Source organism: Allochromatium palmeri, assembly GCF_009720725.1.
GTDB lineage: Bacteria > Pseudomonadota > Gammaproteobacteria > Chromatiales > Chromatiaceae > Thermochromatium > Thermochromatium palmeri.
Genome location: NZ_WNKT01000006.1, coordinates 127,089 through 142,748, shown reverse-complemented (window position 1 = coordinate 142,748; position 15,660 = coordinate 127,089). Strand labels below are relative to the sequence as shown.

11 protein-coding genes are annotated in these 15,660 nt (G+C 64.3%); 9 read left to right on the top strand and 2 right to left on the bottom strand.

What is annotated here, in order from left to right; all coding sequences use genetic code 11:
* Positions 1 to 260 precede the first annotated feature (260 nt).
* Both GJ668_RS05000 and GJ668_RS04995 read right to left on the bottom strand, forming a co-directional pair.
* On the bottom strand, positions 261 to 731 hold the full coding sequence (locus tag GJ668_RS05000; protein WP_186342897.1) for a class I SAM-dependent methyltransferase: 471 nt from the start codon (positions 729 to 731) through the stop codon (positions 261 to 263).
* A gap of 152 nt (positions 732 to 883) precedes the next feature.
* Complete coding sequence (locus tag GJ668_RS04995; protein ID WP_155449015.1) at positions 884 to 1,543, bottom strand: RIO1 family regulatory kinase/ATPase domain-containing protein; 660 nt, start codon at positions 1,541 to 1,543, stop codon at positions 884 to 886.
* A gap of 274 nt (positions 1,544 to 1,817) precedes the next feature.
* On the opposite strand from GJ668_RS04995, the gene GJ668_RS04990 reads away from it, so the two are divergent.
* The 9 genes from GJ668_RS04990 to GJ668_RS04950 all read left to right on the top strand — a co-directional run bounded on the left by GJ668_RS04990 (position 1,818) and on the right by GJ668_RS04950 (position 15,660).
* A complete protein-coding gene (locus GJ668_RS04990) occupies positions 1,818 to 3,005 on the top strand; it encodes a pyridoxal-phosphate-dependent aminotransferase family protein (RefSeq protein ID WP_155449014.1) in 1,188 nt (395 codons plus the stop codon).
* A gap of 213 nt (positions 3,006 to 3,218) precedes the next feature.
* The gene (asd, locus tag GJ668_RS04985) at positions 3,219 to 4,109 is read left to right on the top strand and encodes an archaetidylserine decarboxylase (RefSeq protein WP_155449013.1); all 891 of its coding nucleotides are present in this window, start codon (positions 3,219 to 3,221) and stop codon (positions 4,107 to 4,109) included.
* 36 nt (positions 4,110 to 4,145) lie between these two features.
* On the top strand, positions 4,146 to 9,785 hold the full coding sequence (uvrA, locus tag GJ668_RS04980) for an excinuclease ABC subunit UvrA (RefSeq protein WP_186342896.1): 5,640 nt from the start codon (positions 4,146 to 4,148) through the stop codon (positions 9,783 to 9,785).
* Between the two features lie 146 nt (positions 9,786 to 9,931).
* On the top strand, positions 9,932 to 10,276 hold the full coding sequence (locus GJ668_RS04975) for an HVO_A0114 family putative DNA-binding protein (RefSeq protein ID WP_155449012.1): 345 nt from the start codon (positions 9,932 to 9,934) through the stop codon (positions 10,274 to 10,276).
* 44 nt (positions 10,277 to 10,320) lie between these two features.
* Positions 10,321 to 12,561, top strand: coding sequence for a 2OG-Fe(II) oxygenase (locus GJ668_RS04970; RefSeq protein WP_186342895.1), 2,241 nt, complete (start codon positions 10,321 to 10,323; stop codon positions 12,559 to 12,561).
* Positions 12,562 to 12,659: 98 nt separating this feature from the next.
* Positions 12,660 to 13,247, top strand: coding sequence for a Tll0287-like domain-containing protein (locus GJ668_RS04965; RefSeq protein ID WP_155449010.1), 588 nt, complete (start codon positions 12,660 to 12,662; stop codon positions 13,245 to 13,247).
* A 75-nt stretch (positions 13,248 to 13,322) separates the two neighbouring features.
* The gene (locus GJ668_RS04960) at positions 13,323 to 13,937 is read left to right on the top strand and encodes a hypothetical protein (RefSeq protein WP_155449009.1); all 615 of its coding nucleotides are present in this window, start codon (positions 13,323 to 13,325) and stop codon (positions 13,935 to 13,937) included.
* Positions 13,934 to 15,142, top strand: a complete 1,209-nt coding sequence (locus tag GJ668_RS04955) for a protoporphyrinogen/coproporphyrinogen oxidase (RefSeq protein ID WP_155449008.1) — start codon at positions 13,934 to 13,936, stop codon at positions 15,140 to 15,142. The genes GJ668_RS04960 and GJ668_RS04955 overlap by 4 nt, the downstream gene beginning before the upstream one ends.
* 29 nt (positions 15,143 to 15,171) lie before the next feature.
* Positions 15,172 to 15,660 carry a CreA family protein gene (locus GJ668_RS04950; RefSeq protein ID WP_155449007.1) on the top strand — a complete coding sequence of 163 codons (489 nt, stop codon included), beginning with the start codon at positions 15,172 to 15,174 and terminating at the stop codon, positions 15,658 to 15,660.

Here is a 15,660-nt window from a genome sequence, read left to right as displayed (position 1 = left end):
GCGCCAACCGAGGCTCACCGCGACGGCTTGATCGGATGCATACCACGAAAAGTTTCAAGAAGGCCTACTGGGCACTGGGAAGGAGCGTGTTTTTGTCCAAAGTCCAATAGCGAGCGGCGTCGCCTTGAAAGCACATACGCCGGCGTCATAGCTGCCTCATCCCGTGTCACTCGCCCCGTCCACGGCGGTTGTGCTAGATTTCGTCCGTTAAACGCCTCGTGTCCTTGCCCTAGGCTTCCTGTCGCGCGTTCTCGCACGGCTCACGGCTTGCGATACACCATGACGTCTCTGTAGTCGATCTTCAGCCATTTTATGATGCCGTTGTAGGATGTTTTCGCCTCGACCAACTCATAATTTTCTTCACACAGCGCCATCACCCTCAGGTTCCGCTTGGTGTTGTTCGTCTCGATAATAAGAAAGCCTTGCGGATTCAGCATGTCATTGATCTTTGCGAATATCTCATCGGGTTTTGACCTGATATGCGCGATCACCGCCATCATGACGATGGTATCGAAACGCTCCGCTGGTTCAAATGTCTCGAAAGTACCTATCTCGTAGTGCAGATTCGGATGACGCTGCTGCAGCTTGATATAGTTTTTCTCGAAGTGTTCATTGGGTTCGAGTAAAGTGTATTTTTTCGTCAGCGGGTAGTATTTCTCGAACAACATGCCCTTATTTGGACCTGCTTCCAACACATTTCTGCCAGCAAGATACTGCTGAAAGTCGTACATGTAGTTGCGATACAGACAAAACAGGTAACTTTGTCTGATATAGTAAGTGTGTTTCATTGATGGATATGGTACGGCTCTGGTTAAAAAAAGCGTAGTCGCAGTCCTACGCATGAACGCAGGTCTTGACCAATAGGCTGAATATTCTTGGAATTTTAATCCGCAGTTTGTTTCGACGATAGTGATCCGCGTTCGGCTAAATCCTTTCGCACCAGCCTGATCCGCTTCTTAACGGATTTCTTTATCGCCTTCAGGGCGGCCACAAATCGATTGATCGGCGTGATGAAAAACATAGCCACCGTGATATGCACCGGAAACAGTTTTTTTGCTCGCCTATCATGAGGCACGACAAAATCAGAGTGCCATAGCAAGTGCTGCCGTACTTGGTCGTTGAACTTAGCGATCGCAAAGAGTGGGCCGCCTCGCCGACAGCATGTCTCAAAGTCGATCAGCATCGGCTCGTTGCTGTCTGTGATAAATATATTCGAGTTTCGGAGATTGCCGTGCGCAAACCCAAGGCAATGAAGCCGCTGGACCATTTCCAGAATCCGAAGGCACAGCGGCTCATCGATAAAACGCAATTCGTTCAGTGATCTCCCCGACACCCTCTCCATGGTAAAGCTGTTACCTTCTAAGCTGATGAGTCGTGGGGCGCCGCCAAAACCCAACCGCTCCAGGGTCTCTAGACAGCCAGCCTCATGCCGGCAGCAGGCTTCCGCAAACAGCAAAAATGGAGTCCGAATGGCTTTTTTAACCGCCAGGCCGTCCTCCACGAGGATCACTTGATTGTTCTTGATATAGTTCTTAAGTTGCATGAACGGGGGGCTATCTCTATCGTGGTTTTTCAACGCGCTAAGCTTGCGGATTGTGGATGTAAAGCCGTCGAATTGCCAGCACTAGCGCTCCCCAATGCAGCACTTACTTGAGCAGGTAGGTGTTGCGTACCGAGTGATTATACGCCGCGAATAAAACAGCATTCAATCGCACGCTCGCTCAAGAACCAAGGCGCGCAACAGGCCCCCTCTCCTCGTCGCACGCGGGTCGCGTTTATACTCGCCGTCCAGTTGATCGATTCTTGGGGTACTGCCAATGACCATTCGCTCTTTCAATCCTCCCGTTCGCACCCTCATGGGCCCAGGCCCGGCCGACGTCCACCCACGCGTGCTCGCCGCCCTCGCCCGCCCGACCATCGGCCATCTCGATCCGGCGTTCGTCGGCATGATGGACGAGGTCAAAGACCTGCTGCGTACCGCCTTCCGCACCCAGAACGCCCTGACCATGCCGGTCTCGGCGCCCGGCTCAGCGGGCATGGAGACCTGTTTCGTCAACCTGGTCGAGCCGGGCGACGAGGTCGTGGTCTGCATCAACGGCGTCTTCGGCGGCCGCATGAAGGAGAACATCGAACGCGCCAGCGGCGTGCCCATCGTCGTTCAGGGCACCTGGGGCCGCGCCGTCGATCCCGATCAGGTCGCCGACACCCTCAAGCACCATCCCAACGCCCGCCTGCTCGCCTTCGTCCAGGCCGAGACCAGCACCGGCGCCCAGTCCGACGCGCGCGCTCTGGCCGAGATCGCTCGCCGCCACGACTGCCTGACCATCGTCGATGCCGTGACCGCGCTCGGCGGCTCGCCGCTGGAGGTCGACGCCTGGGGACTGGACGCGGTCTATTCCGGCTCGCAGAAATGCCTGTCCTGTGTGCCTGGACTGTCCCCCGTGACCTTCAACGAACGCGCTCTGGATAGGGTCCGCGCCCGCAAGACCAGGGTCCAGAGCTGGTTCCTGGACCTGAATCTGGTCATGGGCTACTGGAGCGGCGAGCAGAAGCGCAGCTATCACCACACCGCCCCGGTCAACGCCCTCTACGCCCTGCACGAGTCACTGGTGATGCTGGCCGAGGAAGGCATCGAGGCGGCCTGGAAGCGTCACGCCCAGCATCATCTGGCCCTGCGCGCCGGACTGGAGACCCTGGGTCTGGAACTGATCGTGCCCGAGTCCGAGCGCCTGCCCCAGCTCAACAGCGTCGCCGTCCCGGCCGGGATCGACGAGGCCGCCCTGCGCGCGCGGCTGCTGTCGCGCTACAACCTGGAACTCGGCGCCGGACTCGGCGATCTGGCCGGCAAGGTCTGGCGCATCGGGCTCATGGGCTACAGCAGCCGTCCGGCCAACATCCTGCTCTGTCTCGGCGCCATGGCCAGCGAATTGGACGCGATGGGCTATCAGGCCGATGCGGGTGCGGCCATCGTGGCGGCGCGCATGGCGCTCGATCAAGCGGCTTGAGACCCGCACGGCATGTTCCTGCCCAACCGCCATCGTCTCGGTGTTCGTCTGATCTTCGCACTCGGGGCGATGGCTGAAGATGTGAAGGCGCTGATGGCGCGCCAAACCCGTTCCTGAGGCATCCTCAGGCGGTGCAAGCCGCCCCGCCCAAAACTCTTTGCGCTCTTTGCACCTTTGTGGTTCAACGGTGCTTTTTACCGACAGGATGCTTTCATGTCACTCACCCTCGCCAACCGGCTCTTCATCGCCCTGCAACACCTGATCCCGCAGCGCTGGCTGTCCGAGCGCATGTACCGGCTGGCGCGCATCCAGTGGCGACCGCTCAAGACGCTGATTATCCACAACTTCGCGCGAATCTATCAGATCGATATGCGCCTGGCCCAGGAACCGGACCTGGACGCCTATCCGAGCTTCAACGCCTTCTTCACCCGCGCCCTGCGTCCCGACGCGCGTCCGCTCGACCCAGATCCGGCGGCCATCCTGTGCCCGGTCGATGGCGCAATCAGCCAGATCGGAACCATCGACGCCGGACGGCTGATCCAGGCCAAGGGACACGACTACAGCGTTGAGTCGCTGCTCGGACTCGCACCCGGCGAACTCCATCCCTTCGACGGTGGGCGCTTCGCGACCATCTATCTCTCGCCACGCGACTACCACCGCATCCACATGCCGCTCAACGGGCGGCTCGATCAGATGGTCCATGTCCCCGGTCAGCTTTTCAGCGTCAATGGTGTCACGGCGGCGGGCGTGCCCGATCTGTTCGCGCGCAACGAGCGTCTGGTCTGCCGCTTCGAGACCGAGGCCGGTCCCATGGCGCTGATCCTGGTCGGCGCGATCTTCGTCGGCGGCATCGAGACGGTCTGGGCCGGCGAGATCACGCCGCCGCACTCGGGCCTGGAGCCGAAACGCTGGGACTATGAGGTCGACGCGCAGTGCATCCGGCTGGCGCGTGGCGAGGAAATGGGACGCTTCAATCTCGGTTCGACCGTGATCCTGCTCCTGCCGCCCGGTCACGCTGAATGGGCGCCGGGGCTGGCACCGGGCGCTGTGGTCCAGCTCGGTCAGCGGCTCGGAACGCACGCACCCGCCGGCGCCTCTGGCTGACGTGGAACCTTTGATCTGCCCTGAGTTGAGCCTCCTGTGACCGATTGCATCCGTCTGCGCGGCATCCGCCAGAACACCCTCAAAAACCTGGATCTGGACCTGCCGCTCGGCGAGCTGATCGTCGTCACCGGGGTCTCGGGATCAGGCAAATCCTCGCTGGCTTTCGATACCCTCTATGCCGAGGGTCAGCGCCGCTATGTCGAGACCTTCTCGCCCTATGCGCGTCAGTTCCTCGACCGGCTGGACCGCCCGGCGGCCGATCGCATCGAAGGCATTCCGCCGGCAATCGCTATCGATCAGACCAATCCGGTGCGTACCTCGCGCTCGACGGTCGGCACCCTGACCGAGCTCAACGATCATCTGAAGCTGCTGTTTGCACGGGCCGGGCGGCTGTTTTGTCATGGCTGTGGACAACCCGTCGAACGCGATACGCCCGAGTCGATCTGGCACCAGCTCACGCTTGAGCCGACGCCTGATCCGCCGCGCGCCCTGATCGTCTTCGACGTCGCCGTGCCTGAAGCGCTCGGCGTTGACGCGGTCAAGTCGATGCTGGCGCAACAGGGCTATGTGCGGCTGCTGAGTGAGGAACCGGAGTGCCTCGCGGTCATCCAGGATCGTCTGCGACTCACACCCGAGAACCGCAGTCGCGCCATCGAGGCACTGGAGACGGCACTCGCGCGGGGGCATGGCCGCGTGCGGGTGCATGCGCTCGACACCGAGGGCGCGGTACTCGAACCCAGACGCTTTTCGAGCGATCTGCACTGCGCGCCGTGCGACATCGCCTATCAGGAGCCGACGCCCAATCTGTTCTCGTTCAACTCGCCGCTGGGTGCGTGCGAGACCTGTCGCGGCTTCGGACGCACCATCGGCATCGACTGGGGGCTGGTGGTTCCGGACCCCTCCAAGTCGCTGCTCGAAGGGGCGGTCAAGCCGATCCAGTCCGACAGCTATGCCGAGATCCAGGAAGATCTGATTCGGTTCGCACACCAGCGCGGCCTGCCGACCGATGTACCCTGGCGCGACCTGACCGAAGACGACCGCGCCTGGATCATCGCGGGCGACGGCGACTGGGAAGCGGGCGTCTGGTATGGACTGCGCCGATTCTTCGACTGGCTGGAGGGACGCAGCTACAAGATGCATGTGCGAGTGCTGCTGTCGCGTTATCGGAGCTACGACCGGTGTCCAAGCTGCCACGGGGCGCGACTCAAGGATGCGGCGCTGGACTGGCGGCTCGGGGATCGGGCGCTGGCCGCGCAGACGCTGGAACCGGCGCACCGTTTCCGTCATGCACGCACCCAGATGAGCGCGGACGCTTGGGCGGCGCTGCCGGGTCTGAACCTGCACGATCTGCTGTGTCTGCCGCTCGGGCGCTGTCACGCCTTCTTCGAGGTACTGCGGCTCGATGGTCCGCTGGATCAGGCGCTCGATCAGCTCCTTGGCGAGATCCGCGCCCGGCTCGGCTATCTGTGCGAGGTCGGACTCGGCTATCTGACCCTGGACCGGCAGTCGCGCACGCTCTCCGGCGGCGAGGTGCAGCGTCTCAATCTAACGACCGCGCTTGGAACCGCGCTGGTCAATACCCTGTTCGTCCTCGACGAGCCGAGCATCGGACTGCATCCGCGCGACATGGACCGCGTAGTCTCCGTCCTGCACCGCCTGCGTGATCGGGGTAACTCGCTGGTGGTGGTCGAGCATGATCCGCAGGTGATGCGCGCGGCGGATCGAATCATCGACATCGGGCCTGGACCGGGCGAGCACGGCGGGCGGATCGTCTTTCAGGGCACGCCGCGCGAACTGCTCGACGCGCCTGAGTCGCTGACCGGCGACTATCTGGCCGGTCGGCTCCAGGTCGCCCCGCCGCGCCAGCCGGTGGCGCCGCCAACCGACTCCGCACGCTGGCTTCAGGTACGCGGAGTGCGGGCGCACAACCTCAAGGATCTGGATGTCGCCATTCCGCTCGACCGTCTGGTGGTCATCACCGGCGTTTCGGGTTCGGGCAAATCGACCCTGGTCCATGAAGTGCTCTATCGCGCGCTCTGTCAGCTCAAGGGTCATCCTGACGAGACGCCCGGCGCGCACGACGCGATCGAGGGCCATGCACACATCAGCGACGTGCAGCTACTCGATCAGTCGAGCATCGGGCGCACTTCGCGCTCCAATCCGGCGAGCTATGTCGGCGCGTTCGATGTCATCCGCAAGCGTTTCGCCCAGACGCCACTGGCTAAAGAACGCGGCTACACCGCCGGCAGTTTCAGCTTCAACAGCGGCAACGGGCGCTGTCCGACCTGTGGCGGCAACGGCTTCGAGCATCTGGAGATGCAGTTCCTGGCCGATGTCTATCTGCGCTGTCCCGAGTGCAATGGGCGGCGCTATCGCGACAGTCTGCTGGAGGTGCGCCTCAGCGGGGACAGTGAAAATCTGTACTCGATTGCCGATGTGCTGGAGATGACCGTCACCGAGGCGCTCGACTTTTTTGCTGACGACGCACAACTGCGCCGCGCGCTGGAACCGCTGCACGCGGTCGGACTCGGCTATCTGCGGCTCGGCCAGCCGGTGCCGACGCTCTCAGGCGGCGAGGCGCAACGGCTCAAGCTCGCCGGGCATTTGGCCAAGTCGGCGCGTCACAAGGCCCGCGATGGTGGATTACTGTTCCTGCTCGACGAGCCGACCACTGGACTGCATTTCGCCGACATCGCGGTGCTGCTGACGGCCTTGCGTCATCTGATCGATCAGGGCCATTCGCTGGTCGTGATCGAGCACAACCTGGATGTCATCAACGCTGCCGACTGGCTGATCGATTTGGGGCCGGAAGGTGGTGGGGCGGGTGGCGCGCTCGTCTGCTCAGGGACGCCGGATCAGGTCGTCACGCATCCCGACAGCCACACGGCGCGGGCGCTGCGGCAGTATCGCGCTGAGCAGGCCGCCGTTTGCGCGCGACGGCTCGATGAGCGCGCGTTGGACCACGCCGAACCATTGGCGATTAGCGACGGGTCGGGCCATTATGCGTTTCAGTCTGGGGCGGCGGGATCGATCGAGGTCCGTCACGCGCGTGAGCACAATCTCAAGGATCTGACACTGTCGATCCCGCGCGAGCGGCTCACGGTCATCACCGGCGTCTCGGGCAGCGGCAAGAGCACACTCGCCTTCGACATCCTGTTCGCCGAGGGCCAGCGCCGCTATCTGGAATCGCTCAACGCCTATGCGCGTCAATTCGTCCAGCCGGCGGCGCGCGCCGATGTCGATGCCATTCTCGGTCTGCCGCCGACCGTGGCCATCGAGCAGCGCACCAGTCGCGGCGGGGCTAAGAGCACGGTCGGCACCCTGACTGAGATCCATCACTCGCTGCGTCTGCTCTACGTCAAACTCGGCGTTCAGCACTGCCCCGATTGCGCCGTCCCCATCGAGCCGATGACGCGCGAAACGATCCTGAGCCGACTCCAGCGCGATCAGGCCGGCGAGTCGGTGATGTTACTGGCCCCCTTGGTCATCGCACGCAAGGGGCTTTACAAGGATCTGGCCGCACGGTTCGAGCGTCTGGGCTTTCCGATCCTGCGCGTCGATGGCGAGCCGGTCGAGACGGCGCACTGGCCGACGCTCGACCGCTTCCGCGAGCACACCATCGACCTGCCGCTCGGTCCGATCACGATCACGCCCGAGACCGAATCCGAACTGCGTGCGCAGCTCGATCAGGCGCTGGAGTTTGGTCAGGGGCAGGTGCGCGTGGTACGTCGAGTCGCCGATGGATCGGGCGCGGACGTCTGGGGTCGCGAGACGCCCTACTCCACCGAGCGCGCCTGTCATGCCTGCGGGCGTGCCTTCCCCGAGCCGGACCCACGGCTCCTGAGCTACAACTCACCGCACGGCTGGTGCCCGGACTGTCTCGGCACTGGTCTGAAACTGCCCGGATTCGATGCCGAGCAGACCGGCGAGGAAGCACAATGGCTGGCCCCGCCGAGCGGCACGACCCGCGACCCCTGCCCGACCTGCCAGGGCGCGCGTCTGCGGCCAGAGGCGCTGGCGCTGCGTTTTCGCGAGTATTCGATTGCGGCGTTCTCGGCGCTGACCGTCGACACAGCCGCCGTCTGGCTCGATGCACTCCAGCTCGACACCCGCGAGCAGGCCATCGCGCGCGATCTGCTGGGCGAGGTGCGCGAGCGGCTCGGGTTTCTGGCCGAGGTCGGGCTGGGCTATCTGACGCTCGACCGCGCCGCGCCAACGCTCTCGGGCGGCGAGGCCCAGCGCATCCGGCTTGCCGCCCAGCTCGGTTCAAATCTGCGCGGCGTCTGCTATGTGCTCGACGAGCCGACCATCGGCCTGCATCCGCGCGACAACCAACTGTTGCTCAAGACCCTGAGCCGGCTGGAGGGCAAGGGCAACACGGTGATCGTGGTCGAGCACGACGAGGAGACCATCCGCCGCGCTGAGCATGTGATCGATCTGGGTCCGGGCGCGGGCGTCCAGGGCGGTCGCATCGTTGCCCAGGGCACAGCGGCGGAGCTGATCGCCAACCCAACGTCGATCACCGGACGCTTTCTGGGCCGCCCGCGCCAGCGCTCGCGCCCGCCGCGTTCGGTCGACGCCCAGAGCACCTGGCTCCAGATACGGGGTGCCGGCCTCAACAATCTCCAGGCTCTGGACGTGCGGCTGCCGCTCGGGCGGCTGGTGTGCGTGACTGGCGTGTCCGGCTCGGGCAAGTCGACCCTGGTGCGCGAGGTGCTGGTCGGCAGTCTGAACGCGCTCCTGGCCGGCGACCGTGCCTCGGCGCGCACGGCTGATCGAGGTCGCGCGACGACGCGCCGTGCCCGCCGCGCTGATCTTGTCGGCTGTCGTGCGCTCGATGGCTGGCAGACGCTCAGTCGCGTGCTGGAGGTTGATCAGACGCCAATCGGCAAGACGCCCCGCTCCTGCCCCGCGACCTATGTCGGCTTCTGGGACGCGGTGCGCAAGCTGTTCGCCGCCACGCCCGAGGCACGACTACTCGGCTGGACGCCAGCACGCTTTTCCTTCAACACCAGCGCCGGACGCTGCCCGGCCTGCGAGGGCCAGGGTCTGCGCAAGCTGGAGATGAGCTTTTTGCCCGACGTGCGTCTGACCTGCGAGGTCTGCGGCGGCAGCCGCTTCGACCGCGAGACGCGCGAGATCCGCTATCGGGGGCTGGATATCGGTCAGGTGCTGGCGCTCAGCATCGACGCGGCGGTCGAAGTGTTCGCCGCCCATCCAGCCATCGCTCATCCGTTGCGGCTGCTGCAAGACGTGGGTCTGGGCTATTTGACACTTGGTCAACCGAGTCCGACCCTGTCGGGCGGTGAGGCACAGCGGATCAAGCTGGTGACTGAGCTGGCCAAGGCGCGACTCGGTGCCGATGGCGTCACCAACCGTCCAACGCTTTATGTACTCGATGAGCCAACGGTCGGGCTGCACATGGCTGATGTCGAGCGTCTGCTCGCGGTGCTGCATCGGTTGGCGGATGCCGGACACTCGGTGCTGCTCATCGAGCACAATCTGGATCTGATCGCCGAGTCCGATTGGGTGCTGGATCTTGGTCCTGAAGGTGGTGCCGGTGGCGGACGAATCGTGGCTGAGGGGTCGCCTGAGCGGTTGGTCGCGGACAGCGACGGGGCGACAGCGCGGGCGTTGGCTGAACGCCTCGGTGCGTTCGGCCGGGACGCGTCTTGAACAGGCCGGCGGCGAGTCGGCCTGCAACGCCAGCCAGAATCCAGGCGTCGTGCTACCCGCCGCTGCGCAGGCTTTTTCGTTTGTGCGGCATGGGGTTAGCGTGCTGGCAGATTGACAGCAGGTACCCGTGATATCAAGATGGCGCCATGCAAACACTCATCATCGACGTGGCCACGATCGAAGAGGTCAAGGCCAGCATGAAGGCGGCCTTTCGCGGCGAGCCGCAAGGCTGCCGGTACTCCTTCGCCAGCGAGGAGCGGCTACTGGAAGTGCTCAACGGGCGCCGCTGGGCGATCCTCAAGGTACTGGCCGGACAAGGCCCGGTCGGGATGCGTGAGCTGGCCCGTCGGCTCGGACGCGACATCAAGCCGCTCTCGCGCGACACCAAGACGCTGACCGACTGCGGCCTGATCGACAAGCAGCCCGACGGCAAGGTCGAATTTCCGTACAACGGCATAGATCTGGCGATCCGCTTTCGGAACGCGGCCTGATCGCGACCGTTCATCCCGCATCCCCCATGTTCGGAGTGCCGCAAATGAATCTGACCACCACCATCGCCGATCTGCTCGCCAGCGTCCAACGCCCCGGAACCTTCTATGCGACCGGAACCCTGGACATCCATCCGCCACGCCTGGAGGTCGAAGGACTCGGCTCGATCGCCCTGCCCCTGCTGCCGGTGCAGGCCGAACAGCTCGTCGCCCTGGCCGAACCCGCACCCTATGGCCGCGGCAGCGACACCCTGCTCGATACAGATGTGCGCCGAACCTGGCAACTGGATGCCTCACGGGTACAGCTCGGCGGGCGTCGCTGGGAGGAGGACCTGCGCGAGATCGTCGCGCGCGTCCGGCAGGATCTCGGGGTCGCCGGCGAGATCGAGGCCCAGCTCTACAAACTGCTGGTCTACGACACCGGCAGCTTCTTCGTCACTCATCGCGACACCGAAAAAGCGCCAGGGATGTTCGCCACCCTGGTCATCATCCTGCCGTGCGAGTTCAGCGGCGGCGAGCTGATCGTGCGTCATCGCGACGCCGAGGTACGGCTCGATCTGAGGCGCGATGAGCCGTCCGAGGTCGCCTATGCCGCCTTCTATGCCGACTGCCGCCACGAAGTGCTCCCGGTCGTCGCCGGCTATCGGCTGGCCCTGACCTACAACCTGGTGCGCACCGGCGCGAGCGACGTACCTCAGCCGCCCGACTACACGCCCGAGCAACAGCACCTGGTCTCGCGGCTGCGCGCCTGGGGTCAAGGTGAAGAGGCCGAAGCACCGCTCAAACTCCTCTATCCGCTCGAACACGCCTATACCCAGGCCGAACTGGGCTTCGAGCGTCTCAAGGGCGCCGATGCCGCCGTCGCCCAGGTGATGGTGGACGCGGCGCGAGAGGCCGATTGCGACCTCTATCTCGCCCTGGTCAGCATTGAGGAGAGCGGCTGGGCGGAAGAGACCGGCGGTCACTGGAGGAATCCGGACTACGAGATCGGCGAGGTCACCGATGGCTGGAAACGGATCCATGACTGGCACCTGCCCGACGGCACCGCGACCACCATGGGCAATCTGCCGTTCGACGAAGCCGAGATCAGTCCGCCCGGCGCCTTCGACGATCTCGAAGACGTGGAGCCGAACTTCCATGAGGCGACAGGCAACGAAGGCGCCTCCTTCGAGCGTTTCTATCAGCGCGCCGCCCTGGTGCTGTGGCCGCGCGCCCATCGCGGCCAAGTGCTGGCCAGCGGTGGACTGGACGTCAGTCTGCCGGTGCTCGAACGCCTGACCGCCGACTGGGAGGCGGCTGGAAGCGCGCCGGACGACCCACGACACACCGAGGCGCTGGAACTGGCCAAAGGCATTAGCGACCACTGGCCAAGCGAAGACTGGAACCGTCGACAGGCGAGCAAGAGCGGCCAGGGCGTCGCCCTGCTCAATGCCTTCAGGCGACTCGGCGCCCTTGAGGACGCGACGACCTTCATCGCCAAGCACTGTGCCCAGGGCGCCTATGGTCCGGCGGACAATCCGGCCATCGTTCAGATCCTTGAGCAACTCCCGTCCAGCACGGCCAGCGGTCTGCTTAAAGACCTGGTGCAGCACAACACGCCGCTGCGCCCGACGGCCTGCGCTGAGCTGCTCGCCCGCTGCAGCGCGAGCCTCGATCCCAAGAGCGGCACGCTGACGCCAGCCGCTCAGGCCTTGATTGCGGCACTGCCCACGGAGCGCACGGCGTCCTACAGTTTCACGGCCCCTCAGGTCGAACCGCCCACACCCGAGCTGGTAGCCCATGCACTGACGGCGCTCGAGCGCATCGATTCCGACCTGGCCGGCCAGGCGCTCGCGCATCTGCTTGCCTACCCGTCAGTCTATCCGGTCGACGCGATCCTCCTGCCGGCGGCCCTGATCCTGCGCGCGGCGGCTCCCGGCGAGGAGGCGCCCGCCTTCGCCGCCCTGCGTCGGCATGTGCTCGATCATCTCGACCAGCGCATCGCCGAGCCACTGGCCCCGCCGGCAGACTGGCAGCGCGAGGCCCGGATCAGCTGTACCTGCGCTGACTGCCGCAAGTTGACCGCCTTTCTCGTCTCGCCGACCGAGGCGGTCTGGCAGTTCAAGGCGGCGCAGCAGGCGCGCGATCATGTCACCAACTCAGTTCGCTACAGTGGCTCCGATCTGAATCTGACGACCGACCAGCGCGGACGGCCCTACACCCTGGTTGCCACCAAGAATCAGGCCAGCTACGAACGGCGCGTGATCCAGCGCGAGCAGGATCTCGCACATCGGGAGGCGCTGGCCTGAGGAGAGATCCATCAAAGACGACGAGGCTTGATCCTGGCACACTCATGGCCGATCCTAAACCTCAGCATCGCGTGATCACAGACGAGAGGACGATACACATGCAACCCATCGTACGCCCCATCCTGACCGCCACCGGCCTGTGCCTGCTGATGAGCCTGACGTCGGCTCAGGCGTCCAGCGACGATCCCATGACCGAGCAAGCCAAGGGACTCATCAAGCAGTTCGCCGGACAGTTGCAGTCCGAACTCAAGGCCGCGATCCAGACCGGCGGTCCGGTCGAGGCGGTTGCCGTCTGCAAGGAGCACGCACCAGTCATCGCCGCCGAGCTGTCCGAGTCCAGCGGCTGGTCCGTCGGGCGCGTTAGTCTCAAGGCACGCAACACGACACTTGGAACGCCGGACGTTTGGGAGACCCAGGTGCTCGAATCCTTCGAGACCCGTCTGGCCGACGGCCAGCCCGCCGACACCCTGAGCCAGGCCGAGGTGATCGAGGACGATCAGGGACGGACGTTCCGTTTCATGAAGGCTATCCCCACGGGTGAAGTCTGTCTGGCCTGTCATGGCGAGGCGATCAGCGAGCCGGTCGCGCAGGCGCTCGATGAGTACTATCCGAATGACCAGGCGCGCGGCTTCAAGATCGGCGACATCCGCGGCGCCTTCACGCTGTCCAAGCCGCTGCACGATTGACCAAGCGCTTGGTCGATCTCGCGGCCCGTTTGCCACCGGCGACCGGGCCGGACGATTCATCGAGGGGGTGACACCATGTCCGAGGCGCGATTCGATATCCTGTTCGACGGCACGCTCAAACCGGACGCCGACCCACAGCACGCACGCGAACGCCTGGGCACGGCGTTCAAACTCGACACCGCCGGCGTCGAGCGTCTCTTCACTGGCAAGCCCGTGTTGGTCAAGCGCGACGCAGACCTGGCCACCGCCGCTCGCTACAAGCGCGTCTTCGAGGAGGCCGGCGCCATCGTCACGCTCCGGGCGCTCGAAGCGACCGAACCAGCCGCGACGCCCCAGCCCCCACCACCGTCTCCCGCCGTGTCGTCGCCAGCGATTGCCCCGGAGCCTGCCGTCACGCGCGCGGCGTCCGAGCCAACGGCTGACGCCAAGGTCGACACGGCGGCGCCGCAGGCACCATCAACTCTCACCGCCGAGTCTGGCTTCGAGTTCCTCGAAGCGCCACCCAGGGTTAAGATGCCCGACCTTGATCTCAGCCAGCTGAGCCTGGTCGGCGGCGCGGACTGGAGTCTGGCCGACTGCGAGCAGAAGCCCAAGAACATACACATCCCCGACATCAGTCATCTCAGTCTCGATGAGATCGAGCCGACCCCGGATGACAACGACCCGACTGGACAGAATCCCGCCTCATGAGTACAGACTTCGACCACATCGTCATCGGCGCCGGCATCAGCGGACTGGGCGCCGCGCACTTTTCCGCCCGTCGCGGCCTGAGCACACTGGTGCTCGAATCCAGCGACCGCGTCGGCGGCTGTATCAACAGCCCATCCTTCGCCGCGCTCGACGGTTTCTGGACCGAGGCCGGCGGACACACCTGCTTCAACAGCTATGGTCACATGCTGTCAATCCTCGACGATCTGGATCTGACCCGCCAGGTTCAGCCCAAGCTCAAGGTCGGCTATAAGCTCTGGAAGGACGGCAAGCGCCGTTCCATCCTCTCGGCCCTGCATCTGTTCGAGGCCGCGCGCTCGATCCCCAAGCTGTTCAAGGAACCCAAGGACGGTCGCAGCGTGCGCGACTACTATGGCGCCGTCCTCGGTCAGCGCAACTATCAAGATCTGCTCCAGCATGCGTTTCAGGCCGTCATCTGTCAGCCTGCCGATGATTATCCGGCTGAGGCACTGTTTCGGCGTAAACCGCGCCGCAAGGACGTCATCAAAGCCTTCACCTTCGCCGAGGGCATTGAGGCCATCCCGACGGCCATCGCCGCTCAGAAGACGCTCGATGTGCGCACCGGGCAACAGATCGAGCGCCTTGAATCCGAGGGCGAGGGGTTCCGCGTCCGGCTCCAGGATGGCACCGCGATCAGCACCGCCCATCTGACACTGGCGGTGCCGCCTGATGTCGCGGCCACACTGCTACCCGCCGAGTCCGCGTTTGAAACCGCACGCACACTGGTCGCCGGCATCGGCATGGCCGAGATCGAGACCCTGGTTCTGGTCTTCCGTCAGACCGATCTGGATCTGCCGCCGATCGCCGGTCTGATCGCCGTCGAGGACGCCTTCTATTCAGCCGTTTCGCGCGACTTCCTGCCGGATGCGCAGTATCGCGGCTTTGCCTTCCACTTCCGTCCCGGTACGCTCGATGCCGATGCTCAGGTACGCCGCGCCTGTCAGGCGCTGGGTGCGGCGCCAGAGCGTATCGCCGCTCAGGTCTATGTTCACAACCGTCTGCCCGCGTTGCGTCATGGCCATTTCCAGTTAGTCGAACAACTGGATGCCGCACTCGCCGGCACGCGGCTGGCCCTGACCGGCAACTGGTTCCTCGGTGTCTCGATGGAAGACGCCCTCACGCGCAGTCACAGCGAGCATGTTCGGCTGTTTGGTGCCGGCGCCTGAAGACACCCACAACACACGGAGAACACATCATGCGACGCGCACTGATACTGCCGCTGCTGATCGGCGCTCTATCGAGCAACGCCCTCGCCGAAGAAATCGGCAGCGTCTCGACCAAGTTCAAATGGATGGGACCTAACGACAAGATCGTCGTCGAGGTCTTTCAGGACGAGGATATCCCCGGCGTGGTCTGCTATCTGAGCCGGGCCAAGACTGGCGGTGTTTCGGGAGCGGTCGGCGTGGCCGAGGACACCTCCGACGCCTCGATCGACTGCACCCAGGTCGGTCCCGTGGCCTTGCCTGATGATGTCCGCGCGGGCAAGCGCAACGGCGAGCAGGTGTTCAAGAAACGCACCTCACTGCTGTTCAAGAGCCTCCAGGTGGTGCGCTTCTACGACGGACCGCGCAACGCGCTCGTCTATCTGAGCTACAGCGACCGGATCATCGAAGGCTCGCCCAAGAACAGCGTCTCGGCAGTGGCCATCCAGCCGTGGAAGGTCGAGCCAGCCCCGGCCAAGTAA